Annotated in this window: 23 protein-coding genes and 1 tRNA gene; 7 read left to right on the forward strand and 17 right to left on the reverse strand. The window is 34.7% G+C overall.

All coding sequences use genetic code 11. The annotated features are described in order from the left end of the window. Positions 1–63: 63 nt before the first annotated feature. Together ACO05S_RS09700 and ACO05S_RS09705 are read right to left on the reverse strand one after the other, a co-directional pair. Entirely contained in the window at positions 64–843 is a 780-nt protein-coding gene (locus ACO05S_RS09700) for a hypothetical protein (RefSeq protein WP_421917814.1), read from the reverse strand. A gap of 4 nt (positions 844–847) precedes the next feature. After that, positions 848–2401, reverse strand: coding sequence for a GH3 auxin-responsive promoter family protein (locus ACO05S_RS09705; protein WP_421917815.1), 1554 nt, complete (start codon positions 2399–2401; stop codon positions 848–850). A gap of 89 nt (positions 2402–2490) precedes the next feature. On the opposite strand from ACO05S_RS09705, the gene ACO05S_RS09710 reads away from it, so the two are divergent. The 3 genes from ACO05S_RS09710 to ACO05S_RS09720 all read left to right on the forward strand — a co-directional run bounded on the left by ACO05S_RS09710 (position 2491) and on the right by ACO05S_RS09720 (position 5612). Continuing rightward, positions 2491–3033 carry a CvpA family protein gene (locus tag ACO05S_RS09710; protein WP_421917816.1) on the forward strand — a complete coding sequence of 181 codons (543 nt, stop codon included), beginning with the start codon at positions 2491–2493 and terminating at the stop codon, positions 3031–3033. A gap of 742 nt (positions 3034–3775) precedes the next feature. Further along, positions 3776–5068, forward strand: coding sequence for a tyrosine--tRNA ligase (gene tyrS, locus ACO05S_RS09715; RefSeq protein WP_421917817.1), 1293 nt, complete (start codon positions 3776–3778; stop codon positions 5066–5068). A gap of 73 nt (positions 5069–5141) precedes the next feature. Next, entirely contained in the window at positions 5142–5612 is a 471-nt protein-coding gene (locus ACO05S_RS09720; RefSeq protein ID WP_421917818.1) for a hypothetical protein, read from the forward strand. A gap of 47 nt (positions 5613–5659) precedes the next feature. Here ACO05S_RS09720 and ACO05S_RS09725 read toward each other — a convergent pair whose 3' ends face one another. The 9 genes from ACO05S_RS09725 to ACO05S_RS09765 form a co-directional block, all read right to left on the reverse strand. Continuing rightward, positions 5660–6880: a GAF domain-containing SpoIIE family protein phosphatase gene (locus ACO05S_RS09725; protein ID WP_421917819.1), complete on the reverse strand. Its 1221-nt coding sequence runs from the start codon at positions 6878–6880 to the stop codon at positions 5660–5662. 124 nt (positions 6881–7004) lie between these two features. Continuing rightward, positions 7005–7574 (reverse strand): elongation factor P, encoded by a 570-nt coding sequence (gene efp / locus ACO05S_RS09730; RefSeq protein WP_421917820.1) that lies wholly within the window; start codon positions 7572–7574, stop codon positions 7005–7007. Positions 7575–7722: 148 nt separating this feature from the next. Beyond that, positions 7723–8454, reverse strand: coding sequence for a DUF3108 domain-containing protein (locus tag ACO05S_RS09735; protein WP_421917821.1), 732 nt, complete (start codon positions 8452–8454; stop codon positions 7723–7725). Positions 8455–8504: 50 nt separating this feature from the next. After that, positions 8505–9218, reverse strand: a complete 714-nt coding sequence (gene tsaB, locus ACO05S_RS09740) for a tRNA (adenosine(37)-N6)-threonylcarbamoyltransferase complex dimerization subunit type 1 TsaB (protein ID WP_421917822.1) — start codon at positions 9216–9218, stop codon at positions 8505–8507. 238 nt (positions 9219–9456) lie between these two features. Then, entirely contained in the window at positions 9457–10854 is a 1398-nt protein-coding gene (locus tag ACO05S_RS09745) for a TolC family protein (protein WP_421917823.1), read from the reverse strand. A gap of 99 nt (positions 10855–10953) precedes the next feature. Continuing rightward, on the reverse strand, positions 10954–12090 hold the full coding sequence (locus ACO05S_RS09750; protein WP_421917824.1) for an efflux RND transporter periplasmic adaptor subunit: 1137 nt from the start codon (positions 12088–12090) through the stop codon (positions 10954–10956). A gap of 30 nt (positions 12091–12120) precedes the next feature. Further along, on the reverse strand, positions 12121–13371 hold the full coding sequence (locus ACO05S_RS09755) for an ABC transporter permease (RefSeq protein WP_421917825.1): 1251 nt from the start codon (positions 13369–13371) through the stop codon (positions 12121–12123). Between the two features lie 23 nt (positions 13372–13394). Next, on the reverse strand, positions 13395–14648 hold the full coding sequence (locus ACO05S_RS09760) for an ABC transporter permease (protein ID WP_421917826.1): 1254 nt from the start codon (positions 14646–14648) through the stop codon (positions 13395–13397). Between the two features lie 19 nt (positions 14649–14667). Next, on the reverse strand, positions 14668–15387 hold the full coding sequence (locus tag ACO05S_RS09765) for an ABC transporter ATP-binding protein (RefSeq protein ID WP_421917827.1): 720 nt from the start codon (positions 15385–15387) through the stop codon (positions 14668–14670). A 401-nt stretch (positions 15388–15788) separates the two neighbouring features. On the opposite strand from ACO05S_RS09765, the gene ACO05S_RS09770 reads away from it, so the two are divergent. The 3 genes from ACO05S_RS09770 (at position 15789) to ACO05S_RS09780 (ending at position 17942) form a co-directional block, all read left to right on the forward strand. Continuing rightward, positions 15789–17132 (forward strand): deoxyguanosinetriphosphate triphosphohydrolase, encoded by a 1344-nt coding sequence (locus ACO05S_RS09770; RefSeq protein ID WP_421917828.1) that lies wholly within the window; start codon positions 15789–15791, stop codon positions 17130–17132. A 3-nt stretch (positions 17133–17135) separates the two neighbouring features. Continuing rightward, complete coding sequence (locus ACO05S_RS09775; RefSeq protein WP_421917829.1) at positions 17136–17657, forward strand: hypothetical protein; 522 nt, start codon at positions 17136–17138, stop codon at positions 17655–17657. A gap of 135 nt (positions 17658–17792) precedes the next feature. Beyond that, positions 17793–17942, forward strand: a complete 150-nt coding sequence (locus ACO05S_RS09780; protein WP_421917830.1) for a hypothetical protein — start codon at positions 17793–17795, stop codon at positions 17940–17942. Positions 17943–18075: 133 nt separating this feature from the next. On the opposite strand, the gene ACO05S_RS09785 is transcribed toward ACO05S_RS09780, so the two are convergent. The 5 genes from ACO05S_RS09785 to ACO05S_RS09805 all read right to left on the reverse strand — a co-directional run bounded on the left by ACO05S_RS09785 (position 18076) and on the right by ACO05S_RS09805 (position 25756). Further along, a complete protein-coding gene (locus tag ACO05S_RS09785; RefSeq protein WP_421917831.1) occupies positions 18076–18510 on the reverse strand; it encodes a hypothetical protein in 435 nt (144 codons plus the stop codon). A gap of 949 nt (positions 18511–19459) precedes the next feature. Then, positions 19460–20560: a hypothetical protein gene (locus tag ACO05S_RS09790; protein WP_421917832.1), complete on the reverse strand. Its 1101-nt coding sequence runs from the start codon at positions 20558–20560 to the stop codon at positions 19460–19462. A gap of 1 nt (position 20561) precedes the next feature. After that, positions 20562–22436, reverse strand: a complete 1875-nt coding sequence (locus ACO05S_RS09795) for a metallophosphoesterase family protein (protein WP_421917833.1) — start codon at positions 22434–22436, stop codon at positions 20562–20564. A 651-nt stretch (positions 22437–23087) separates the two neighbouring features. Beyond that, positions 23088–23795 (reverse strand): hypothetical protein, encoded by a 708-nt coding sequence (locus ACO05S_RS09800; protein ID WP_421917834.1) that lies wholly within the window; start codon positions 23793–23795, stop codon positions 23088–23090. Positions 23796–24877: 1082 nt separating this feature from the next. After that, on the reverse strand, positions 24878–25756 hold the full coding sequence (locus tag ACO05S_RS09805) for a radical SAM protein (RefSeq protein ID WP_421917835.1): 879 nt from the start codon (positions 25754–25756) through the stop codon (positions 24878–24880). 141 nt (positions 25757–25897) lie between these two features. Here ACO05S_RS09805 and ACO05S_RS09810 point away from each other — a divergent pair, with 141 nt between their 5' ends. Further along, positions 25898–26155, forward strand: coding sequence for an acylphosphatase (locus tag ACO05S_RS09810; RefSeq protein WP_421917836.1), 258 nt, complete (start codon positions 25898–25900; stop codon positions 26153–26155). Positions 26156–26191: 36 nt separating this feature from the next. Here the strand turns inward: ACO05S_RS09810 and ACO05S_RS09815 are convergent. Then, positions 26192–26262, reverse strand: a tRNA-Gln gene (locus tag ACO05S_RS09815). Between the last annotated feature and the right edge of the window lie 83 nt (positions 26263–26345).

A 26345-nucleotide genomic window follows, 5' to 3' on the forward strand; every position in this document is an offset into this window, starting at 1 on the left:
AAGAAAATAAAATTAGTAATAATTTTTGTATATCAACTTCTTATTGTCAAGAATAAATCCGCACTATTTTGAATTAGAAATTAAGCTTTTAATAGCGATTGATTTTTCATTATTAATGAAAATCTTCCCGTTATTGCATCGAATTGTTTTCTTAAGTGATTTCTCGTTTGAATATATTAATCGATCAGATTGACTTAAATATTGGTGTTGATATAAGCCTTTTTTCGTTTGGTAATAAATTTTGTTTTCAAAAATCTGGAAATCCTGAATATTAGGAAGAGGAAGCTTTCGAGCAAATTGCCCGTTTTGATCAAGCTGCAGAATGCCTTTGTTAGCGTAAAGTAAAAATAGATTGCTATTGTATTCAACAATCTTAACAATTTTAGCTTCATCAAAAAAAGATCCTAACAGAATTGATTCTCCTGATTTAATGCCAAGGTTTGATATACGAAAAATTTGATTCTCTATTGAATTGTAAATCCAAAATCCACCTTTATGTGAGTTGCTAATCAATTCGGTTTCATTATCTGAAAAATCATACAAATCGATTACACTTCCAATTTGGGATAACTTATTGTTTAAATAAACAATTTGATTGAAATCTCGATAGAACAAGAGAATTCTTAATGGGTCGGATACATCAATTGAAGAGATATTTCCAATAGTGAGATCAGAAAAGTTACAGATTCTCTTTCCAGAAGAATCATATTTTGATATTTCGGAACCAAGAACCACATATAGATTTCCAAGCTGATCAATTTCAAAAAAATCAGATGATGTGCTAATTTCAATTGTTTGAGGAATACTCAAAAAAGATAAAATCCAAATGGTTAAAATCTGCATGCAATTATTGATTTTCCTTAAGCAATTCTTCTATTAATGTGCGGTTGTTAGACAATCGGGGAACTTTATTTTGTCCTCCTAATTTTCCTTTCGATTTTAACCAATCATAAAATAAGCCTTTCTTGGCAATAGTAATAATAGGTTTTTCAAGAGTAATGTTTTTATATCTTTTCGCCTCGTAATCCGAATTTAAGCTCATTAAGGCATTATCAAGCACAAAATTGAATTCTTCGATGCTTATTGGAGCCAGTTCAAACTCTATTAACCATTGATGTGTACCTTTTTGGTTTGTATCCATAAAAACCGGAGCTGCTGTGTATTCTTTTATCACTGCCTTGGTTTTGGTACAAGCTATTTTCATAGCTTTTTCAGCATTGTCTATAATTAGTTCTTCTCCAAATGCATTGATATACAGTTTTGTTCTTCCCGAAATCTTAAACTTAAATGGTAGTTTAGAGGTAAAATGAATGGTATCACCAATCTGGTATCTCCAAAGACCTCCGTTGGTAGTAATTAGCATCGCATAGTTTTTATACAATTCTACCTCTTCCAGACTAATTGCTTTTGGATGCTCGTCATTCACATTTTCCAAAGGAATAAATTCGTAGTAAATTCCATAATCAAGCATCAATAGCATCGATTCATCTTCTGGATTATCTTGTATCCCAAAGAATCCTTCAGAAGCATTGTAGGTTTCAAGATAATTCATCTGTTCTAGCGGTAAAATTTCTTTAAACTGCCCGCGATAAGGAGTAAAGCTAACACCACCATGCACAAAAAGCTCAAGGTTTGGCCAAACTTCATGAATGTGGCTTTTTCCGGATACTTTTAAAATATGTTTAAGCAATACCAGAAACCAAGAAGGCACACCTGATAGACTGGTAACATTTTCGTTGAGTGTGGCCTCGGTCATTTTGTGCAACTTCTCTTCCCACTCGTCTAGCAATACAATTGAAGTATCCGGAGTTCTTATAAAATCAGCCCAAAACGGAAGGTTCTGTATGATAATGGCTGATAAATCACCGTAGTAGGAATCATTTTGGATGTTATTTATTTGATGGCTGCCTCCAAGAGTGAGTCCTTTTCCATACAGAATTCCAGTATCTGGATAAAGAGATGTGTAAATTGCTAAGATATCCTTACCTCCTCTAAAGTGACAATCTTCCAAAGCTTCTTTGCTAACCGGAATAAACTTGCTTTTAGAATTAGTGGTTCCTGATGATTTAGCAAACCATTTGATTTCTGAAGGCCAAAAAATATTTTTCTCTCCATTTCTCAAACGTTCAATATAAACTTCTATGTCTTCGTAAGTTTGTATGGGGAGTCTTTCTTCAAAGTCGCTGAGCGATTCCATAGACTTAAAATCGTACTTTTGTCCCCATTCTGTATCAAAGGCCTGATCCAACAGTTGGGTTAGTGTTTCTTTCTGTATCTCAATTGGATGCTCCTTGAAAAACTCGATTTGCGAAAGTCTTTTGGTATTTAACCAGCTGACAAGAGAGTTGATAAATGCCATTTTTTCTTTTTTTGCTGACTTAAATATAAATATTTTTGACATGTACATTATCTTAGTTCATTCTAAATTAAGGTCATTGTAAAGGTTTTTCTTATATTTGATCGTTTGTTGCTAACAATAACTAATCCATTATGACTATTCTTGATATCCTTATAGGTTTACCTTTAGTTTATGCCATATACAAAGGATTTACAAAAGGACTCATCGTTGAAGTTGCTACTTTACTAGCATTGATTCTAGGTATTTATGGAGCAATTCACTTTTCGGACTTTACCGCAGAGTTTATAAATAAGCGATTTGAGTATGATTCCAACTATATGGGTATTATGGCATTCGTAATAACATTTATAGTGATTGTGATCGTACTTAATGTTTTAGGCAAAATGCTGAATTCATTAATCGAAGCTGTTGCTTTGGGAATGGTAAATCGATTATTAGGGGCAATGTTTGGATTGTTGAAGGGAATTATCATTTTAAGTATTGTGATATACTTTGTAAACATTCTGGATAAAAAGTTCCATTTTATTTCTCAAGAGAAGAAAAATAATAGCTTTTTTTATCAGCCATTAATAATCATTTCGGAAACAATGTTTGACATTTTGGATTCTGACTTAGGAGATGCCGCAAGTAAAGTAAAAGAAGAGGTGCAAAAGCAACTTCCTGTTGAAGTATGATGCACCTTTATCTCTCTTCAAAAACACGTAATACTCAACTAGAAACCTGTCTGACTTAGCCCTTTTTTAACTTTTTTCTTGGGACGTCTATCAGAGGCGAAAGTAAAATACCAAATTCTCAAATTATTAACAAACGTGAGTTCGACGTAAAATTCGTTCACAGTTTGCACTGATTTTGAGTAGAAATTTTCTCAAATTTTCGAAGGAATATCGGGATATTTCAAGAAGATTTGAGGAAATTTATGCCGAAAGCAGGCAAACACATAATGGAAAGTTCTCTTTACGACATCTTCACATTAAAAATTTCTCAAAATAGCCCGCTATTCTTTCCAAATTTTTAATGTAAATCTATCGCAAATATAACTTTCTGTGGATAGAATTTTACGTCGAACTCACGTTAACAACGCAATTCCGACACACTCCTATAAAATAGTATTTTTAAGATCAACATGGATAAAGATAACATTGCTAAGCAAGATTTTGTTATAGCACATTAGCATAAAATAATTCTCCTTCTTTTGTTCTTTTGAGTTTAATTTTCGTTAAAAAATATTGCTGTAGCTAATGCTAAGCCTCAATTATTTGCCTTGATTAAACTCAAAATTCTCAAAGGAATTTAAGACTCACTTCATGATAAAACTGTTATAATACGAAAATAGCCTCCTTTTTAACAAGCTAAAATGTTATCTTTGGTGGTTGAATAAATTTGTTACTAATCTGATTTCGACTAAAAATAGAAGGAATGAATTTTATAGAAGAACTGCAATGGCGTGGCATGATTCACGATATGATGCCCGGAATCGAAGAACAACTACAGAAAGAACTTACATCGGCATATGTGGGAATTGACCCGACTGCGGATTCTTTGCATATTGGTCATCTTGTGAGTGTAATGATGTTGAAGCATTTCCAAGTTGCTGGTCATAAACCAATTGTTTTGGTAGGTGGAGCAACAGGTATGATAGGTGATCCTTCAGGAAAATCGCAAGAGCGAAATCTTTTGGATGAAGATACTTTACGTCATAATCAGGAGTGTTTAAGAGCTCAGCTTTCGAAGTTTATGGATTTCGATTCAGATGCTGAAAATGCTGCCGAGATGGTAAACAATTATGACTGGATGAAGGATTTCTCTTTCTTGGATTTTATTCGCGATATCGGAAAGCACATTACTGTAAATTATATGATGAGTAAGGATTCGGTGAAAAAGAGGTTGAGTGCTGACTCTAAATCAGGAATGTCGTTTACCGAATTTACATACCAGTTGGTGCAGGGAACAGACTTTTTGGAGTTGTATCGTTCGAAAAACTGTAAGCTTCAGATGGGAGGATCGGATCAGTGGGGAAATATCACTACAGGAACTGAGTTGATCAGAAGAAAAGAAGGGGGTACTGCCTGGGCAATTACCTGTCCGTTAATTACAAAAGCAGATGGTGGTAAGTTTGGAAAAACCGAGTCAGGAAATATTTGGTTGGATCCTAAACGTACTTCTCCATATAAATTCTACCAGTTCTGGTTGAATACTTCGGATGAGGATGCAGAGAAATATATTAAGATTTTTACCTTGATTCCACGTGAAGAAATTGCGGCCTTGGTGGAAGAGCACAAAGAAGCACCTCACCAAAGAAAACTTCAGCAGCGATTGGCTAAGGAAGTTACCATCATGATTCATTCCGAAGAAGATTACAACACTGCTGTTGAGGCTTCTCAAATTCTATTTGGAAAAGCAACGGCTGATGTGCTTAAAAAACTGGATGAAGATACATTCTTATCCGTATTTGAAGGAGTGCCTCAATTTAATGTAAATAAATCTGAATTTGAAGCAGGAGTGGATATAGTTGAACTTTTAGCAGTAAAAACAGATGTATTTCCATCAAAGGGAGAATTGAGAAGGTTATTTAAAGGGAATGCAATAAGTATCAACAAAGAGAAAGTCCAGAACGCCGAATTAACTGTTACAAAGGAACATCTGATTGCTGATAAGTATTTTCTTGTTCAGAAAGGTAAAAAGAATTATTTCCTTGTTGTGGCTTGTTAATTTAATGCTATTGCCTTATTTTTAACAGATAAAGTCAAATTAAAAACCAAATCATAACCAAAAATTTAATTTTATGAAACTTTTAAAGTATACCTTAATCTTATTGTTCTCTGCCGGAATAATGAGCTGTGGTGGCGGTGGGAGCGATGAACCGGAAGATATAGAAAAGCCAAAGGCAACAATTAGCAGTCCTGGTAATACAGTAACAACAGGAGAAAACTTTAACGTTACTTTTTCTGCTAGTGATGATATTGGATTGAAATCATACAGAGTTCAAATATCTATTGTAAATGCCACTGGTATGTCAGTTAAAAGCTATCAATCATTTAGTTTTGATTCTAATGTTAATCTGACCGACGCAAATGATGAATCACTTCCGGTAATTGCAGTAGGTGATAAGAGTGCTAGTGTTAATTTCCCAATATCAACTAGTTTTGGAGAGAATACTGTTGCGACTAAAGGTATGTATCAACTTACAGTTACAGTTACTGATACTTCAAATAAAACAGATTCATTTGAGAAGACATTCCAAATACAAGATTAAATTGTTAAAAATACATACAGAAAAGGATCGGAGACCCGATCCTTTTTTTATGCTTTAAATTCTATACCAAATAAAGAAATATCATCTACTACTGCCTTATTCTTTTTTCCTAATTCAATGTGCCTTGTCAGATCAAGAAAAGTATCATGCAAATTTTTATTGTTAGAAAACAGATTGCTGATTAACTGCATTCCAATTTGCATCTTATCTCCCTTGTCTAATTCTATTAGCCCGTCAGTAAAGCAAAGTAGCTTTGAATGATCCTGTATGTAAATATCACCAACAGAAATAGCGGGAATTTCGTCTAGCATACCCAAACCAATGCAGCCCTTTTTTAAATGGGTTGTTTCTTTGGTTTTATAGTTATACAAGATGGGAGGATGGTGACTTGCATTAACATATCGCAGCTTTCGGGTTGTATAATTGTATACTCCAATAAAGAGAGTCAGAAATTTCTCATCACTCGAGCTGTCGCATACTTTTTTATTTAATTTATTCATCAACTCATCTAGGGGAGTATCTGGATTAAATAGTGCACGCAATGTTGCTTGAAAATTTGACATGATTAATGCCGCAGGAATTCCTTTTCCCGATACATCGCCAATACAGAAACCTAATTCCTGATTATTGAAATTGATAAAGTCGTAATAATCGCCTCCTATTTCGAAGTGAGGCTGATAATAGCCTTGCGATGAAATGTATTCATTCTGTGGCAAGGAGTTATGATTAGGGATTAATAGGTTTTGAATTTTTGAAGCTAATTCCATTTCCTTTTTAATCGCCTCCTGCGCAAGCAATTGTCTGTGCATGCGCTTATTCTCCATGGCCACAATAATAATATTCGAAATGGTCTGTATAAAGCTTAGATGCTTGATTGCGGGGCTCATGCCTTCCATTTCCTCATCCAGATCACCAATTAGAATATAAGCGAGAACCGAATTTTTGTGAAAAACCGGAATTAGAAAATCAAAACAACACAGATGTTCTGGAAAATCTGTAGAAATATAAGTGATGTCATCGTGACTAGCCAAGTCGGTTTCAATTTTAATCCGATCCGTTATCTTGTTATCTATTCCCGAGATCAATAACCTTTCCCATGAAGAGTTGAATTTAAAAACTGCGATTTTTCCAATTTTAAGCTCGTTGAATAGGATGCTTTCATATTTTTTTAGTAAATCTTCAATCGATAAGTTTTCGTTGATTGCTTGGGTTATTTTTAGTATAAGATCTAGCTTAAATTTACTGTTTACAACTTGTTGCTTAATCACTACAGTGGTTTTTAGAGATTTAGAGTTCCAATTTAATAAATAATAAGGCGATCCACAATTTGAATAAGAGGAATAAAAAAAGGATTCCATGAAGAATCCTTTTTATATGATAAGATAAAAGTAATTATGCTTTTACGCGTTCCACATAGCTGTGATCACGAGTATCAATTTTAATGATGTCATCAGTATTGATGAAAAGTGGAACCATTATAGTTGCACCAGTTTCAACAGTAGCTGGTTTTAAAGAGTTTGTTGATGAAGTATCTCCTCTTAGTCCAGGTTCCGTATAAGTTACCTGCATGGTTACATGAGCAGGAAGTTCGACATACAATGGGGTTTCAGTATCAGCATGGAAAACTGCTTCTACAGAATCTCCTTCTTTTAAAAGGTCAGGAGAATTGATTAAAGACTCTTCTAAAGCAATTTGCTCATATGTTTCTGTATGCATCAGGTTGTACCCCATGTCATCTTTATATAGAAATTGGTGAGGGCGTCTCTCAATTCTCGCAACATCAACCTTCACGCCAGAGTTAAAAGTATTATCGATTACTTTACCAGTTTTAACATTTTTAAGTTTAGTTCTAACAAAAGCAGGGCCTTTACCTGGTTTTACATGTTGAAACTGTACAATGGTATATAGATCATCCTTGTAGTGGATACACATTCCATTCTTAAAATCTGCAGTACTTGCCATGATATAAAGAAATTTTATTTATTAATCGTTTTCAATTTGCAATGAGCCAACAACCCATTAATGGGTGCAAAAGTAATCGAAACAATCAATAATCTAAAATATTCAGTGCTTTTGTTTGATTAATAAAGTGATATGGAGGGAATGAGGTTTACTTTTTAATCAAAGAATTGGTTGAAAAATCCGAGAAGTTGGTTAAATCGCACCGAAGTGATCCTAAAAATAAATCGAATTGAACACGAACTGGAACTTTATTGGCATCAGCCGAAATCCAGATTTTCATGTCGTCTTCATCTTCAAATGCTCTTCCTGTTTGTACGACAGGAATAAACTTGTAACACTTTATTTTGCCAATTTTACTATTTACGTGATCGTAGCCCATAAAACGGAACTGTAAAAGAAATTCTTCATCTGCAAAGTAAGTCTGGATTTTAACTACTTGTCCTACCTTCAATTCCGAATTAAAATGGTAGGCTCTGGCAAAGTAAAACGCAGAAAGAATATCATGAATTCCTTCAGGGACATTTTTAATGCCAGAACGTTGGCTATTAATTTGATTATTATCTCTGTCGAATGTTACCTCGTTATATCTTTTGTAACTTCCTTCGCGTATGTTACGAATGGCTTTTACAGGCAGTAGGGTTTCTTTATCAAAGTAACTCTCGTAAGTGTCTTTAACCCTGTAAAGGGTGTTGAATAGACCAACAGTTCTTCCAGTTAAGGTGGCATGAAATACCTCCTTGCCATTCATTTTGTCTGACTTTAATTTTAAACTGGCCTTTCCTCCACGTACAATGCCATAATGAATTACATATTTCAAATGTTCCTCTTTTTCAGCTGCTAATGTAGCCGAATTCGAAAAGGTACTAGATGAAAGCACCATGAAGCAAATAAAAAATAGAGTAAACCTGAGCATACGCATTGTATTAGTTCTTATTTAAAAATATTTTTTTTAGGGTTTGTTGCGACAAAATCCTTTAAATAAAAGGGTTCGAAATATGCAACGTCTTCTAATTCGTTGTTTTTAAATTTATTTTCTGCCAGTTCGACCATTCCTAAGGCAGTTGCATTAATATTATCAAGAAAGATGCCATTTTCGCTTTTGATAACCCCTTTGCATTTAGAAGAGCCATCACCAAAGAAAACAATCTCATTATTCGAAAGTTCATCTGCAAAAGAATTTTCATCAATAATATCAGCAGAAATTTCTCTTATTAGTTTGGCATTTGAGTTATAGAAAGCTGTATATACCTCCATTCTTCTTGCATCAATCATAGGGCAATACAAAGCTTTTTCTTTGTTTATTAAACTATCAGATACATTACTTGTATCATGTAGGGCTTTTGTCATCGATTGTAAAGTGCTTACAGCAATTAAAGGAATGCCTGCTCCATAACAAATTCCTTTAGCAGTTGAAACGCCGATACGCAAACCAGTGTAAGACCCAGGTCCCATACTAATAGCCACACCATCTAAATCCGCAATTGTTAAATTATTTTCGTTTAGAATATTCTCTACAAAAATTGTTAGATTGCTAGCATGTTTCATACCCTCTTTATTTTCTTTTAATGCCAATAATTTCCCGTCTTTCCCTAATGCAACAGAACAAACTGCTGTTGATGTTTCGATGTTTAAAAGTAATGCCATGTTCAATTTATTTAATCATTGCAAAATAAATGATAAAAAGGGAAAACGAGTGCGAGAATTATCAAGAAAATGGATTAATTATAATTGTGAACAAACTTATTGATATTAGGCTTGCATGATATTGTGATTGTATTAATTCAATTTTAATTTTTATGTAGTACCGTTTTAAAAGTAAAACCCCCGACTAATAAAACTGGAATTATAGCCGGGAGTTTCGAGTTGTTATGTGTAAACTTGATTATAATTTTATTTCGATGCCATTGTAAAAGTCAAGAATCTTTGTTCTGAAAATGTATTCGTATTTTGCTTGTAAGAGATCGGATTTTGCTTGAAACAGATTATTTTTTTCTTGATTGTAGTCTACTGAATTAACCAAACCTAAGTTGAACTTTTCCTCGGTATAACGGAATGCTTCTTCGGTTGATGAAACGGCAGTTTTACTTGAGAAATATTTGTTCATAGCAGCTTTTGCATTTGCATGAGCTTGCTGAATTTCTTTTCTCAATACATTTTTCGAATTTTCCATATTCAACTTATAACGGTTGATATTAATCTTAGCATTTGCAATGTTTCGATTAACAATGCTACCATTAAAAATTGGAATACGTAGACTAAAACCAAAGGCTTTATTTTCACGATTAGATAACTGATCACTCAGTTTCATTTCTTCACGAATCAAAATTGTTTGTGTTCTTCCAGTATCATCAAGTATGGGAATGCCCGCATTATTTCTTAGAAGTCCTACTTCCGGAAAATCTTTAGAATAACTCGATCCCCAATATCCTGACATTGACAAAGAAGGAGATCGTTGGCCTTTTGCAATTACAAGTCCTTGTTCTGAGCTTTCTAACCTATATCTGGCTGCCTTCATCTCAGGCCTGAATTCTAATGCATTAATAAATACCGATTCGGGGTCTACCATAGAACGAGTTGCATTTAAAACAGGTAGTTCAGGAACGCTAATATCAAATTCTGAAGGATTTTCAAGATCTAACAATTGTGCCAGTTCCAATAAGGTTAAAGTTAAATTATTTGATGCGTTAACCACTTCAAGATTTTCTCTTGCAGCCTGGGCGTTTTGTTCCATTAAAGTTCCTTTTGGAAGTGTTCCTGCTTCCACCAAAGCTTCTGTTCTTTTAATTTGCAATTTGGTTACTTTTAACTTCTCCTGTGCAACTTGCAGCAATTCTTTGTTAAAAAGGATGCTCAAATAAGAAGATGTGATGTTTAAGGCCAAGTCTTCTTTTGCTTTTTCAACATCTTGAAGGTTGGCTTTCAAATCCAATTTGTTTTGCTTAATTGAATTGAATTTCTGAAAGCCATTAAATAGTGTTAAATCAGCTGATAAGCCTATGGATCCACTTTGAGTGTTGTTATCCGCATAAGTGTTGTCGGCACTCAAGGTACGTCCATAGCTAAAGTTATAGCTGGTACTACCATTCAGGCTTGGGAGGAGGTCGAGTTTTGATTGCTTGGTATTGTTAGACTGCATTTCAGCATCTAACTTGCGAAGTTGCAGATCGATATTGTGTTCTTTCGCATAGTTGATGCATTTCTCTAAACTCCATTTTTCTTGAGCATTAGCAAAAGAGAAGGAGAATGCAAGTGCGATAAGCGGTAATATTAATTTCTTCATTTGTGTTTGTTTTATAATCCGTTAAAGGGAAAAAGCAATTATAAAAACTTTTTTGGATATGATAAATATGAGTATAAATTCACTTATAACAAAGTTAGCTTAGTCTTTCTTTTTTTCTTTTTTCTTATCTTCCTTAATCATATCCGATTTTTTCTTCTTCTCACCTTTTAACTTCTCATCTTTAGTGATTCCTTCTAATACCTCTATATTTATGCCATCTGATAGACCAGTTTTAATGAATCTTCTTTCAAATTCCTGAGGAGAAGTTTCTACTTCAACGAAAGTTGAGTCGTTTTCAAACTCAAGCAAACTTTCGTTTACAGCTAACACTTTTTCTCTTTTTTCAAGAACGATTTCGGCGTTTGCGCTATAGCCTGAGCGGATGAAGTACTTGTCGTTAAGCTCAACCGAAGCCTTAATTTCAAATTGGATTGCACCATTTTCTTCAACACCTTTTGGAGATATATATTCGAGTTCTGCATCAAACTTAACATCTTCAATTGCACCAATTGTTAGTTGTAAGTTCATTCCCTGGTTAATTCGGCCAACTTCCGTTTCATCAACTTTACCTTGGAAAATCATTTCTCCCATATCTGCAACAATTGCAACAGTTGTACCATCATTAAAAGTGTTTGATTGAATTACTGAGTTACCTTCTTTAATTGGAATATCCAAAATCATACCCTCAATGGTTGAACGAATGATTGTGTTTGTGGCATTCGCAGAGCTCTTTGTAACACCTTCTTTTATCAATTGTAGGTTATCTTTTGCCGACTGAAGTTCTTCACGAGAATTGCGATAAGCCAATTGTGTTTTCTGAAAGTCAGATTCGGAAATTACCTTCTTGTCATATAAAGCTTTATCTCGATTGAAATTAATCTCTGCATCTTCGTAGTTAATTTTAGCAACATTTACCCTAGATTCGGCACTGTTTAGGTTAATCATGTCTGGGATGATCTTAATTTTAGCAATTGGATCGCCTTTTTTCAGCATTTCACCAGCTTCAACATATAATTTTTCGATGATACCCGAAACCCCCTGTGGCTTGATTTCAATTTCTTTTCTTGGTACAACCGAACCTGTGGCAATTGTTTTTTTGACAATGTCGGTAACTTCAGGTGATTTAATATGATAAACTTCAGGTTTGTTTTGCGACTTTTTATATAGGAAAACTATGGTTCCTGCAAAAAGTGCAATGAAGAATACCACGAGAACAATTCTAAGAACTTTTTTCATGACTAGTATTATTTTCAGATTTATGACTTATTATTCAAACCTTAATGCATCAACGGGTTTAATTCTAATGGCTCTTTGAGCTGGCAATAATCCGGCAAGAACACCAAAGAATACAAGAACGCCAAGTGCAATAAATGCAACATTAATATCAACGTATGGATTTAATATTTGTGGATTTGGATCTCCTTCGGTTGCTTTGCCAATTAACTCCACAATAATTACCCCAAAAACTAAACCCCAAAATCCTGCAAAGGAGGTAAGGAACACCGATTCGTTAATGATTTGACCCACAACCAATGAAGGCTTAGCTCCAATTGCACGTTTTATCCCAAGCTCTTTCGTTCTTTCTTTTACAACTACGTGCATAATATTACTAACACCAATAACTCCTGTAATGAGAACTCCAAATCCAATCACCCAAAATAGGAACCCGATACTATTGAACAAGCCAAAAATCTTGTTGAATAATTTGGCAATATTAAAATGTCCGATGGCTTGTGTGTCTTCAGGGTGAATAGAGTGAAGACGAGCAAGCACCTCAAATATTTTATCTTCCAATTCAGCTACTGATTCTCCAACTCTTGCAGTAGCAAGAAATACATAGAATTTATCTCCGTAATTATATAGTTGCTGAAGGGTAGTGTAGGGCAGTTGAATAATGTCATCACGATTACCCATATTATTGCTTAAAGGTTTTATCTCGCCAACGATTTTGAAAAATATACCATTTACCTTTAGGTATTGTCCAATAGGATCTTCATCCTCCTCAAACATTAACTCTTTAACACGGGGGCCAATGGTAATTACCTTACGGAATTCTTTTAAATCATTTTCATTGATAAATCTACCATTAATAACTTCAACAGGATTTACCTTGTTCATTTCTGGTGAAGTGCCCTTAATTCTAAAATTTCCTTTCTTATCCTTTCGGAATGTATTGTGAGTTGCACCGCCGCTCCAGCCATTAATATCAGGAGCAATGTGTTCCAATTCCGGAATATTTTTCTTCAGAGCTATCAAGTCATCATTGGTAAAATGATATCGTCTGTTTCTTGGTAAGCCTTTAAAAGCTTTTGTTGTTCTTTCTACCCAAAATACGGTTGAATTGGTTGCGAAATTACCTAATGATGATTCGATATTATTTTGAAATCCTCTGCCAATACCTAACAGTGTTACCAAAATAAGAATACCAAACATTACCCCCAAACCTGTTAGGATGGTACGTAGTTTATTCTTTTTCAATGCGGCAGTAATTTCATGCCATTTATCTAGATCGAACATTGTAATGTCGTTTAAAAATCTAATTATTCGTCTCTTAAAGCTTCAATAGGTCTAATAGCTGCTGCTTTTCGAGCAGGAAAGAAACCTGCCAAAGCACCAGTAATTACTAAAACAACCGTTGCGCCTACAGCAATTCCAAGATCAACCTGTGGGTTAAGAAAATATATTGCTGCCGGAGGATAAACTTTTTCGATAACATTAAATTGATTGATGGCCTCCAACAGCCCTACACCAGCAATTAATCCAATATATCCGGAAGCAGCGGTAATAAATATTGCCTCCATTAATATTAATCCTACAACCGATTGAGGCGATGCACCAATTGCTTTCCGGATGCCAATTTCTTTTGTTCGCTCTCTAACCACAATCATCATGATATTGAAAACTCCAATTACTCCTAACACTATAGTGAATATTCCTATTATCCAAACAAACATTTCTATAGCACTGAACAAACCCGCAAAAGTTTGAGAGTTTTCAATATTATTTTGAATCCAAAGCGCATTTCTATCTTCTTTGCTAAAATTGTGTCTGTCAGCCAATTTATAGGTAATCTGCGTTTCGATATTTTTGCTTTCCTCTACAGATACGTTATCAAGCGTAAATGAGATTCTTCGAATGTGGTCATTATTGTTGAATATTTTCTGTGCTACGGTAATCGGAATATAAATTTCTCTCGAGTTGTCATCAAAACTTTGTTGGTGAAAAACACCTACCACTTTAAATTTTATTTTGTTGATGTTAATGAATTTGTTAATCGCCGTTTCGTTAGGGAACAAAACCTTCTTCACTTCATCCTGAATGGCAACAACTTTTCTATGCTCATCCAAATCGTTCTGGTTAAGAAATCTTCCTCTAATTATTTCGAAATTTTTGATTTTTTTGTAAGTATCGTGAACCGGAGAAACATTAAAATTTCCAAAATTGTTCTTATAGGAGATGATTTCCGCACCTGGAATATAGGACATGGCCGAAATGGCATCTATTTTCTGAATTGATTTCTTAAGATTCAAGAAATCATCATTAACCATTTGTATGTATTTGCCTTCAGGTGTACCTTTGTATGCTTTTGTGGTTCGTCCACCATATATTTGCATACTGTTTTTGGCATCTTCGGCAAATACAGATGTCATACCATTGCGCAACCCTCTACCAGCTCCCAGTAGAAATATCAACATAAAAATTCCGGTTGCTACCGAAAATCCCGTTAAAATTGTTCTGGTTTTATTTTTCTGAATGGTACTAAATATTTCTTGCCACTTATCTCTGTCAAACATAGCTTGATATTAGTTTTTTTTATTCCTGATGAGGAATTTTAACCGATTCTGTGTTGTTAATTAGGTTATTCTCCACGATTGATTCAATAACACCATCTTTAAGATTGATGATTCGATCTGTCATGTGGGCAATGTCGTTTTCGTGAGTAACAATAATTACAGTTATTCCTGATTGGTTAATCTCTTTTAAAAGCTCCATTACTTCAATCGAAGTTGTTGAATCAAGAGCACCGGTAGGCTCATCAGCCAGAATAATTTTTGGCTGAGTAATCATAGCTCTGGCAATGGCAACTCTTTGTTTTTGTCCACCCGAAAGTTCATTTGGCATATGATGTGCCCATTCCTTTAAACCCATTTTATCAAGATATTCCAATGCAAGATTGTTTCTTTTTTTTCTTGATACTTTCTGATAGTATAAGGGTAATGCCACATTTTCCATGGCGTTTTTAAAAGAAATTAGATTAAATGATTGAAAGACAAAACCCAACAAGTTATTGCGAAGTTTAGCAGCTTTTGTCTCGCTCATCGATTTAATTTCTTCGTTATTCAGTACATAAACACCTTTGTCATGATTGTCTAAGAGCCCGAGAATGTTTAACAATGTCGACTTTCCAGAACCGGAAGATCCCATAATTGATAACAATTCACCTTCCTTAATATGCAAATCGATACCCTTTAGTACGTGCAACTTGTTGGTTCCGGTAATGTACGATTTATGGATATTTTGTAATCGGATCATAATATTGATGTGTTAAAATAATCTGTACACAATAATAAACTTATGTGGTTTGATCTGAAATAAAATTAGACCAACGCACATAATTATCGACAAACCTGTGTTATAAACTGATGATGTCGAAATCAAATAGCATAATAATATAATAGAAAACCTTCACCCCAATGGTATGCTCATTTTCAATACTCGTGCCACTGAATAAAACTACCAGTAAATCAGCAGAATGAAATTTACAACTACTAATTTATTCAGAAAGGTGTGTACGATGGTATTACAAATATTGTACGTAATCGTACAATTTTGGAGGGATATGCTTTTACCCGATTACTGATATAGTTAATAAATGCTAAACAGATCGGGTAGCTTGTATTTTTAATGTAATTTAGGTGCTTTAAATCTACATTATGGATTGGATAAAATTACTTTCAACAAAAAGATTCGGGCAAGAAGATAAATACTCATCAGCAGGAGCTGATATTAGAACACAATTTCAGAGAGATTACGACAGGTTGATTTTTTCATCGCCATTTCGTCGACTTCAAAATAAAACACAAGTTTTTCCTTTGCCGGGAAGCATATTTGTTCATAACAGATTAACGCACAGTTTGGAGGTGTCGAGTGTTGGAAGATCGCTAGGAAATTTATTGGCAGAAAAATTAATTGCCAAAAAGCAAGTACATCCTGATTCAGGTATTCGAGAAATTGGTAGCATAGTGGCAGCGGCTTGTTTGGCGCATGATCTGGGAAACCCACCATTTGGTCATTCTGGCGAAAAGGCCTTGTCGCATTATTTTGAAACTGGCAAAGGGCAGAAACTCAAAAGTAAGTTTAGCAAAGAGGAATGGAGTGATTTAATCAATTTTGAAGGAAATGCCAATGCCTTACGATTGTTAACGCATGCATTTAAGGGGAGGAGAAAAGGTGGTTATGCGCTTACTTATTCAACCATTGCTTCAATTGTAAAGTATCCTTGGGATTCTCCCGCAATACCCGATCCCAAAAAGCCGAAATATGGATTTTTTCAAACAGAAAAGAAGGGTTACATAAAAATTGCCAAGGAGCTCGGAATACCCGAGCTAAGTAATGAGGTTTATGCACGCTTTCCATTGGTATATTTGGTTGAGGCGGCCGATGATATTTGTTACCAAATAATGGATATTGAAGATGCACACAAATTAAATATTCTTAGTACAGCAGAAACCAAGGAGCTGCTTCTGAATTTTTATGACTCTGAAAGGGACAGCTCAACTATTGAAAGGATAGAGGATACTTGCCGGGAGGTTACTGATACCAATGAGCAAATTGCATTTATTAGAGCTAGTGTAATTGGTAAATTAGTTGGAGAATGCGTCGAAGTTTTCTTGAGTAATTATAATGCAATTTTAAATGGAACATTTAAAGGTTCATTAATAAAAAGAGTTGAACCTACCTGCAAACAAGCATACAAAACTTGTTCAGATGCAGCTGTAAAAAGAATTTATCGGCACCGATCGGTTATTGAGATTGAATTGGCTGGGTATAAAATTTTGGGAACCTTGTTGGAGGAGTTCGTTACAGCTGTAATGGAACCTGAGAATTTCTACTCCAAAAACCTATTATCATTGATACCCGAGCAATATGATGTATCAGGAGAAAGCGACTATAAGAAAGTAATGTCGGTTTTGGACTTTGTGTCGGGAATGACTGATGTTTTTGCTCTTGGTTTGTATAGAAAGATTAAAGGAATAGAATTACCGGAAATAAAGTAAGCTATGAAGAAAGCCTTAATTATTTATATTCTTGCTTTTGTATGTTTAACAAGTGCAAAGGCTCAAACAGAATGGGAGAAAATTACCTCCGAGAAATCAAAAATCAGTTTCTCAATTCCTGATCAACCCTTTATTCAGAATAAAATGCTAAATGGTATTTCGACAGAGGTTTTTAGTTTTAAAGATGCAATTACCGTTTTTGGATTGGTAGCCTCCGATTTGTCAAAGCTTGGTTTGGATTTTACTTATTCTGATCCTTCGGCATATTATCAGGAAATGAAAGAAGGGAGTTTGGTTTCCAGAGGAACCATTTTGATTGGAGAAAGTTCAGTAGCCTATCAAAAAATGCTAGGTAAAGAGATACAGTATACTCAAATGGTGGGTAAGCATGAGTACACTTATTTTAAAAGATTCTTTTTTCGTGGCAAGTATATTTATCAAATTACCATTGGTGGGCCTTCTCGAATGAAAAAGATACTCCTTAATAAAAAAAACATCTACTTTAATTCTATCTTTTTTTTGTGAAAATTACGCAACGAATAATTGAAACAACGCATTCATAAATTCATATTACGTAATGGTTAATTCGTGCAATGTCGACTTGAAAAGCAATCGTATTCCTATTAATTTTATGGAAGTAAAACAGTTAAACTTTTGGCGATGAAACTATTCAAGAAATTAAAAGAATTGTTCTATGCGGTTGACGAAGATTTTGTGGTTGTTGATCTTACCACAAAAATGATTCAATCGATGAACTCCAGAGATTGGAATCGATTAAAAGACAAAAAAAAATACATGGTAATCAAGTAATGTACTCAACCAAGCTTGAAACTTGGCAACATCTTTAATCGAACTAACTGTAATAATAAAAGCGAACCCCAAAAATTATTGAGGTTCGCCAGCATATTTGTGATATTTAGAATTTGGCTATTTTAAGATATATCTAATTGGCATAAAATAGAATTTCCTCAATAACAGTCAAATCACGATTCTCAAAGTAAAACTCTATTCTCGCTATTGTCCTAATAGTATCAGGTAAGTTACTTATGTAATAATCCCCTGAAATATAGTCTCCATCTTCAAAAATCACTCTGTTTCTAGAATCATAAAATCTGTAATGAAGCTCTCCTTCATAATAATCCAAAAAGAGTATCTCAAATCCTCTCAGTTCTGTTAAATTATAAGCATCTAAAAGCAATGCTCCTCTGCCTTCTAAAATAGCAGGTGCCTCAGAATAGTCTACGGTGTTCCATGGATTTTCCCAATGGCCATAAGCATCACTGAACGTAAATGCTTCTGGAATTTGAGCATGCGAGCTAGTATAGCTTGCACAAAGAATTGTCATGATGGTCGCTACAAAAAATAATGTTTTTTTCATTTTGAATAATTTAATTTATTAATGCCTACTCTATACGCTTTTCGGCTAACGCATTAGTTATCGTATTCTGTGTTTATTGTTGCAAATAATAGATGATGCGAATGTGTTTATTAAGTCAATATTTTACTGTGTAAATAATGATTATTATAGAAGCAATAATATGAAATAGAACAAAAGTATGTTAATTTTATATTTTAATATCATTACTGCAATAGTTAGAAAAATCAAGTAATAAAAATAAAGACACCTATAGTACTTAAGACAATTGCAATAGGGTGCTGAACAAGTCTTGTTCAAATCTAAATTCAATTTTATCTACATTCTGTAAAATTTCAGCATTGATTAAGTCGGTCGACACAAATTAATTGCAGGGCTTAAAAAATTGAAAAACAGATAGTAAGATACTTTAGGATTTAATTTGATGCTTATTTCCTCATTTTTTGTAATAATGGATGGTGAGAATGGAATCGGAGTCGTTTTTGTTTCTTTTGAATGCGGGTGATCATGTTTGTTGTTTTATAAGTTAGCATATTTAAATAGTCAATTCGAATTTATGGAAATTATTTAACTATCCAAAAAATAATCACAAAAAAATTATTGTTATTTTCATAAATACACTGGAAATTGATGAGTTATTATTGGCTCAAGCAATTATGTAGATTATATTTCAGGATAAATGTTTTCTTCAAAAAGAAGTTTTAAGCCTGAATGAAACTATTCAAGAAATTATAAGAACTGCTTTATCGGTTGACGAAGATTTTGTGCTTGTTGATTTTACCACAAAAATGATTCAATCGATGAATTCCAGAGATTGGAATCGATTAAAAGCCAAGAAGAACTTCATGTTAATCAGATGGTGTATTCGAAGCAGATTAAAAAAGATTACGGCAAGTTATGCAATTGCATTAGTCAGAGCCTTGGTAAACTCGTAAGAAATTGATTTTAACTATTAGTCGGAATTTTGCTTGCTCTTAATTTTAAGTTTTTTCAAGCCTTTAATAATAATATTTCCAGTTCCATTAGGTTTGCAAGGATACTGAAATTCACTTCTGCTTATTTTTTCATCCCAAATGGTTTCATAGAATTTATCCAAGTATTTAAGTGTTCTTTTTTGGTAGGTTTTGTCAATTAATGAATTGTTCTCGTAAATGGCGTAAATGTCTTCTTTTAAAACATTAAAGGTTTTGAAAGTCGACTCAAAATCACCCATGTCTTCAATGCAATAGCCTCTGTATCTTCTGTCTCTAACCGATTTTAACAGGAGAGCCTCTGCAGGTAATGCATAAGGAGTGTTTACAATGCCCGACATGTCGAAATCGTAAGGGACAGCATAAAGTGATGAATCCTCGTTATCATTAATAATTTTAATATTATGGAGATACTGTATGGACCAATCGGTGTTTCCGATCAAGTATTGAAAAACCGACATCTTAAGGAATTCGTCCTTTTCAATTAATTCAGGATTTAGTTCCAATTGTTTGCGTATGGATGAATTGTTTCGGGTAGCCAATTTATTCTGATCCTCAAGTATAATCCCGTACTTGGCAGTTATAACCTTATTTCTGCTTGTGTCCTCAAAAGTTACTTTTACCAGTCTCACGCAAAAACTCTTGGGTGTGATCAATTGATAAATTTTATAGGCCAAATACTCACGTAAAACATATTTCTCATGAATGCAGCTTGTAACTAGTTTTAACTTGTTTTGTCCTATAAAAATCGTCTTAGCCAAATTCGGTAATTTGTCAAAATTTAGGAGTAAAGGAGGAGTGTAACAATTCTCTCGCTTTTTTCGAAAATGTCCCCGTGTTTTTAACCGAACAGGTAAGGAATACCGCTCATCCTGTAACTCATATGATAGTATAAAGGAATGATATTTTGGTTTATCCCTTCGATCCTTAAATAGTTTTCTTACATCTCCTTTCAATACTATTTCGAAAACCTCTTCGCTCTCGAAAAGTGGCGAAGATGCATAAGCAATCGAATCAATGCGTTGTGCACATACGGGCAATGCAAAGACTACTGATAGTAGTATGATGAGGGTAAAACGCATATCATTCTCTAAGCATGTATTCGTCGATTAATTCTAAAGTATCCGGATTTTTAACTCTTACTTCTATTTTTTCACCATTAATATCGATAAGAACAAGGGCGTTTTGTGTTGAGAAGTTTCGAACATGATCCGACCATGGAGTTTTTTCCTGTGCATAATATGGAGCTCCGGCAGCACCATTATTGATTTGGTAGAAAGTTCGAGACAATTTAAGCTTCTTAAATTCATAATCTGTAGGATACCTTTCCATTTTGTTGGTAATGGTAAGCAGGTTGTAATTGTGTTCGTCTCCGCTTAAAATGGCAACTGTTTTTTTGCTCTTGTTTACAATCAGGTCTAAAAGCTGGTCTCTACGTTGAATGATTCCTTTTTCGTATGCATTCCCACTTACAAAAGCCCTGTAATCATTATTGCCATTGTACCACATGTCATCTTTAACATGACCACCATTAGGGAAAAACGGAGTGTGAATGGTGATAAAAACATGGTCGATATCTTTATTCTTCTCTAACTTTTTTAAAGTCTGTTGTAGCCATTTTAGTTGATTATCCATGATAAAAGCATGAGTATTTCCGCTAGTTGTGGTGAGTCCGTGAGGAGCATAAAAGTAGTTTGAATTTAATGCAACAATTGCAACATTATCGTAGGCATACCAATAAACATTTTCTTTGTAGGAAGGAAAATCAATTGATTCAGGATTAGGGTCGTATTTAGAATTATCTTCGCTAACCAGACCATTTTCGGGCAAAACAAAATTATCCTGAAAAAGCGATTCACTCGAATCATCTGTAAAGGGAAAGTGATCGATTAAATAAACATTACCGGTTTGGGTATCCTTAAAAACATAGTTGTAGGTTTCGTGATTACCAAAACCAGGAACAAAAGGAATGTAATGCCACCACGGCTCAACGGCATGTTTCCAATTTGCATATTGAAGGTTCATTCGCTCATGGCTAGTGTCGTAACCGTCAATTAAGTCGCCGGTAAATTGCATGAATTTAATTTTTTCGGCACTAGCCAAAGCAGCAATTTTCTTCATGATATATGCATTGGCTCCAAAAATGCTACGTTCGCCACCACCTTTGCCGGCACGAGAATCACTTGCATAGGCAAAGCTAAAAGCAGTTCTGCTTCCTGCCTGCGGAGCTGTTTCAAAACTGAAGTCAAAATCAAAATCACCTACAGATACAGTGTATTTGTATTTTGTTGCAGCTTGTAAATCATCAATTTTAATTTCATGATGTTTGCCTGGCTTTTTGTTTTTGTAGGTTTTTCCATCAATAATGATTTTTCCTTCAATCTCGTTAGATGTAGTAAAAGAAATTATGGCTCCCTTAGGCGATAATTGATTAATAAACGGCCCTTCGACAATAGTAGGTTCAACTTTAAACATACCATCTGTATAAGAGAAAGCAACTCTTCCATCGTAAAGCATATTGCCTTTATCTGTTACAATTCGATAAGCAATAACACCTTGCCCGGTTTTTTCCCAATGAATCATATCGTACTTGCCCGATAAAGATTTTTTTACAGGGATGTTGCTAATTCCATTGTATATAGGCGAGCTCTCTTTAAAAAATACAGGTTGCGGATGCTTGCCATCCTTGTAATTGATAAAGCCAAAGTATAATGTTCCGCTCAGTTCGGGAAATTTAAAGTTGAAGCTTATTCCTTCTGTGGTTCCTGTAGCAGCCGAATATAAATCTTCAAATCGAAATAAATCGTTAGCTTTTTCTGCATAAATTTTTCTATCATCTATTTGCAGAAAAACGCCATTTTCATCAGAACCAATATTGCTGTAAACTGCGGGTACTTTCTGTGCTAGGGCAAAGGAGAATGTTACCAATAGCAGGGCAATTGTATTTAGAAACTTCATATTGTATATCTATTTAAAATGATTCAAATAAACGTGAGTTCGACGTAAAATTCTATCCACAGGAAGTTATATTTGGGATAGATTTACATTAAAAATTTGGAAAGAATAGCGAGCTATTTTGAGAAATTTTTAATGTGAAGATGTCGTAAAGAGAACTTTCCATTATGTGTTTGCCTGCTTTAGGCATAAATTTCCTCAAATCTTTTTGAAATATCCCGATATTCCTTCGAAAATTTGAGAAAATTTCTACTCAAAATCAGATCAAACTGTGAACGAATTTGACCTCGAACTCACGTTAATAAATATACAACATGAAATAAAGCATTAAAAATTTTTGTTTTTGGTGAACTGATTAAATGATATTATTTCTTTTCGAGCTTCTAAATCATGTTGAGCAAACGATATCTGTTTTGTTTGGCACCCACAAATTAAGGATGTGGGTATAATTATTTTCCATTTGTCAGCTGGAAGTCACAAGATCAAAATAATCATTACTATGTATGTTTAATAATGTTCGCTTCATTATAAAACTGGCATAACAGTTCACTTCGGCCATTCAACACTTCGTATTTTCAAGAGTTTCTAAAAAAAAGCGAACCCCAAACAATCTTGGGATTCGCTACGGCAAATATATCAATATTATACTACATTCTATTTTTCATTCGTAGTTTCTTCAACTACATCTTCGGTTTCTTCGGTTTGTGTTGTCGATTTGCTCGAAGCATACAGCACATAGTCGTTGTAAAAAGCTTCGTTTTCGTGTTCCCAGATTCTTTTTCCAACTTCGCAAAGCTCAACAATTAATTCGTAAAGCTCATTACCAATTGCAAGGCGCTCAACACTTTTCTGTTCACGAACCGATATTGCTTCGGCTTGGGCATCAATGGCATCATCCAAAGCCATGGTTGCATCAATGGTTTGTGTAATTAATTCGGTTGTTACATTGCGAGTGTTCAACTGATCTGTAAAGAAATCGGCAGTCTGGCAAACGTGCTTCGCGTAGGCCACCAATTCGCTATCAGTTTTTCTGTCTACTCCACTAAAACGGAAGGTTGCATATTCTTTGCTACCACTTCCTAAAGCCAATTTCGACTTAAAAGCAATTTCGCCCAACAATCCAACCAAAGTACTGCGACATTCGTCCTTTGCATTGGTTTTTAAAGTTTTTTGACCTTCCCAATACATGTCGGGCAAAATGTCTTTAAACTGTTTTGTTTTTTCCTCCACTTTAGTAGGGATGGTTTCGTCATATCCGAACTTTACAAATTCGTTAACATCACGATTAACTACTGCTTTTACTCTATCTCCGCGTTGTCCTAACTCAGAGTAGGGCATTTTGAATCCTTTTACTTGTTTCATTTTTTTGAAATTAGGGTGATTGATATATTTTACCGTACTTTTTAATATGTTCTTAAAAATAGAGGGGCAAAGTAGTAATTATTCTGCAAGAATCAACCTAAGATATGTTAAAAAGATAGAGGGTGGATCATTAAGCGTTGATTAGCAGAAGTTTCGACTTGATTTTGGCAGGTAATTTTAAGGATATTACCCCGTAAATTGGGGATAAATTGCCCTTTTTCTCTAGTCCAATAAGGTAAAAATATCGGCTAGGATGTCATTTTTCTTTTTCGACTCGTTAGCGTTAACGTTCGACCTGTTAATGTTTGGGTATTTGTTAATAAGTGCAGCGTTCTACCTGTCATCTGTATCGTTCTACCTGCCATCTGCATCGTTCGTGTTAATAAATGCACCGTTCGTGTTAATAAGTGCACCGTTCGACCCGCCATCTGCATCGTTCGACCTGCCATCTGCACAGTATTTGTTAATAACCGCACGGTATTTGTTAATAACCGCAATGCACTTGGCAGCTAGTACAGAACTTCTGCCATGAGCAAGCTTGCATTTGCCTGCTCATATGATTCCAAAGACAGCTAGAAGCTTGCAGATGAGAGGAAGTAGTTTGTCAACAACAGGAATGAGGGCAACAAAATTAGAAAATAGGCTGCAGATGGGTGGTGGGAGCTTGTTTTTATTGCTTACACCATAGGGACATGGCATTCCATGTCTTTAATGAATAGGGAAAAGAAAAATTCCAACTTTGGGGAGTTGGGTGTGAAAAAAGTTTTTTTAGAATAAGATCAAATATCTATAGATTGGATTTCAATACTCGATACTTTTCTACAAAAAACATCGATACAGTCGAATTTATTTTGATCAAAAATTACAAGGCTCTTTCCAACTGCGTATAGCGTACTTTCCAATAAAATTCCATCAGCTCCAATGATGAATCTAATATATTCACAAATGAATTTATAAAAGAATAATCATTATTACGAAGTAGATTCTTAAATGAAGTGCTTTAAAAGATTGTTGAAGAGCTTCTAGGCCGATTAAGTTCTTTTCATGCTGATTTTTTTCTTTCATTTAAGCTTGCGATTTATCTACAATCCCCTCATCCACTCCTCACGCAACTTTGCATTGGCAGGATCATCCAAAACCACATTAATTCTGTTGAGCATTTCCTGCTTGTCGCGGGGGAAATTACCTCGCAACACCAAATAGTTGGAGGCATGGTCGCTCCGGAAGATGGTTGATTCCAGTTCCAACTTCTCGATGAATACTTTCATTTCGGCAATCAGCTCTAGGGTGTTTAGTGGAATAAATTCTCCATCAAACTTTTTGGCAAAATGATCTTCGCCATACGGATAGCTCAAAACCAATGTGGATAGAAACTCAGGTTGAATTTCGTTAACTACTTTGGCCGAATTTATAGCGTGCTGATGCGAGTAGTTTTTACCACCCAGTCCGTTTAGAATCATTACCGAAAGTTTGATTCCTGCTGCTCGAGCTCTTTTAAGAGCTTTGGCCGTACTTTCGTAATTTTCCGATTTGTTAATTCTGCCCAACAATTCATCATCGCCCGATTCTATTCCAACATACAGAAGTTTTAATCCTTTGGCGGCCAATTGCTGAAGCTCTGTATCTGTTTTTGCTTCAATATCTTTTGGTAAAGCATAGGACGAAACACGATTTAGGCGAGGAAATTTTTCATTCAATTGATCCAAAATCCGCGAAAGCTTGTCGAAAGAAAGTACCATTGCATTTCCATCGGCTAAGAATACCTTGCGATACTGATTTGCATATGGCTGCATGGAATCGATATCTGCTAAAATATTTTCCTCTTTTCGAGCACGAAATTGTTTGCTGCTGTACATTTCGCAAAAAGCACATTTGTTCCAGGCACATCCTAATGTTACCTGTAATATAAATGAGTATGCCTCGCTTGGCGGACGGAATAGTGGTTCGTTGTATTGGATCATGGGGTAAAAATAATCAAGTTCAAAGTAATAGGTGTAAAGTTTAAAGTGAAATCTAATTCAGGTAATTTAATTGTGTGCTAACAGCCAACAGCAATTATTTTCTATCTTGCAAAAAAATCAAAATGCAATGAGTAAAAAGCTGTGAGGATTACAGTGTATGGAAAAGTACAAGGTGTTGGGTTTAGGTATCATACCCGAAAGGCAGCGCAGTGTTTTGGTATTAATGGCTTTGTTAAAAACCAAGTAAGTGGAGCGGTGTATGCTGAAGCGGAAGGTGATCAAATGGCTGTTGATTTGTTTTGTGAATGGTGTAAAAAAGGACCTGATTGGGCAAGAGTTGATCGAATAAGTATTTGCGAAGCTGGCGTGAAGGAATATTCAGCTTTCGAGATCAGGTAAAATGAAAAAAGCTTCCTCAAAATAGGAAGCTTTAAGTTGACCCATAAGGACTCGAACCTTAAACGTCTGGACCAAAACCAGATGTGTTACCATTACACCATGGGTCAATACCATACAGTCATTTTTTGACTAAGACGCTGCAAATATAGTGGAAATATTTATACGTCAAAGTGGAAAATTACAAAAATAT

Source organism: Marinifilum sp., from assembly GCF_965230805.1.
Lineage (GTDB): Bacteria > Bacteroidota > Bacteroidia > Bacteroidales > Marinifilaceae > Marinifilum.

What these genes read in the sequence shown, in the direction of transcription:
- efp (WP_421917820.1), bottom strand. Translation starts at nt 7,574, where the DNA reads ATGGCAAGTACTGCAGATTTTAAGAATGGAATGTGTATCCACTACAAG.
- ACO05S_RS09755 (WP_421917825.1), bottom strand. Translation starts at nt 13,371, where the DNA reads ATGTTCGATCTAGATAAATGGCATGAAATTACTGCCGCATTGAAAAAG.
- ACO05S_RS09720 (WP_421917818.1), top strand. Translation starts at nt 5,142, where the DNA reads ATGAAACTTTTAAAGTATACCTTAATCTTATTGTTCTCTGCCGGAATA.
- ACO05S_RS09795 (WP_421917833.1), bottom strand. Translation starts at nt 22,436, where the DNA reads ATGAAGTTTCTAAATACAATTGCCCTGCTATTGGTAACATTCTCCTTT.
- ACO05S_RS09790 (WP_421917832.1), bottom strand. Translation starts at nt 20,560, where the DNA reads ATGCGTTTTACCCTCATCATACTACTATCAGTAGTCTTTGCATTGCCC.
- ACO05S_RS09750 (WP_421917824.1), bottom strand. Translation starts at nt 12,090, where the DNA reads ATGAAAAAAGTTCTTAGAATTGTTCTCGTGGTATTCTTCATTGCACTT.
- ACO05S_RS09800 (WP_421917834.1), bottom strand. Translation starts at nt 23,795, where the DNA reads ATGAAACAAGTAAAAGGATTCAAAATGCCCTACTCTGAGTTAGGACAA.
- tyrS (WP_421917817.1), top strand. Translation starts at nt 3,776, where the DNA reads ATGAATTTTATAGAAGAACTGCAATGGCGTGGCATGATTCACGATATG.
- ACO05S_RS09770 (WP_421917828.1), top strand. Translation starts at nt 15,789, where the DNA reads ATGGATTGGATAAAATTACTTTCAACAAAAAGATTCGGGCAAGAAGAT.
- ACO05S_RS09785 (WP_421917831.1), bottom strand. Translation starts at nt 18,510, where the DNA reads ATGAAAAAAACATTATTTTTTGTAGCGACCATCATGACAATTCTTTGT.
- ACO05S_RS09745 (WP_421917823.1), bottom strand. Translation starts at nt 10,854, where the DNA reads ATGAAGAAATTAATATTACCGCTTATCGCACTTGCATTCTCCTTCTCT.
- ACO05S_RS09710 (WP_421917816.1), top strand. Translation starts at nt 2,491, where the DNA reads ATGACTATTCTTGATATCCTTATAGGTTTACCTTTAGTTTATGCCATA.
- ACO05S_RS09760 (WP_421917826.1), bottom strand. Translation starts at nt 14,648, where the DNA reads ATGTTTGACAGAGATAAGTGGCAAGAAATATTTAGTACCATTCAGAAA.
- ACO05S_RS09765 (WP_421917827.1), bottom strand. Translation starts at nt 15,387, where the DNA reads ATGATCCGATTACAAAATATCCATAAATCGTACATTACCGGAACCAAC.
- ACO05S_RS09705 (WP_421917815.1), bottom strand. Translation starts at nt 2,401, where the DNA reads ATGTCAAAAATATTTATATTTAAGTCAGCAAAAAAAGAAAAAATGGCA.
- tsaB (WP_421917822.1), bottom strand. Translation starts at nt 9,218, where the DNA reads ATGGCATTACTTTTAAACATCGAAACATCAACAGCAGTTTGTTCTGTT.
- ACO05S_RS09780 (WP_421917830.1), top strand. Translation starts at nt 17,793, where the DNA reads ATGAAACTATTCAAGAAATTAAAAGAATTGTTCTATGCGGTTGACGAA.
- ACO05S_RS09805 (WP_421917835.1), bottom strand. Translation starts at nt 25,756, where the DNA reads ATGATCCAATACAACGAACCACTATTCCGTCCGCCAAGCGAGGCATAC.
- ACO05S_RS09735 (WP_421917821.1), bottom strand. Translation starts at nt 8,454, where the DNA reads ATGGTGCTTTCATCTAGTACCTTTTCGAATTCGGCTACATTAGCAGCT.
- ACO05S_RS09700 (WP_421917814.1), bottom strand. Translation starts at nt 843, where the DNA reads ATGCAGATTTTAACCATTTGGATTTTATCTTTTTTGAGTATTCCTCAA.
- ACO05S_RS09775 (WP_421917829.1), top strand. Translation starts at nt 17,136, where the DNA reads ATGAAGAAAGCCTTAATTATTTATATTCTTGCTTTTGTATGTTTAACA.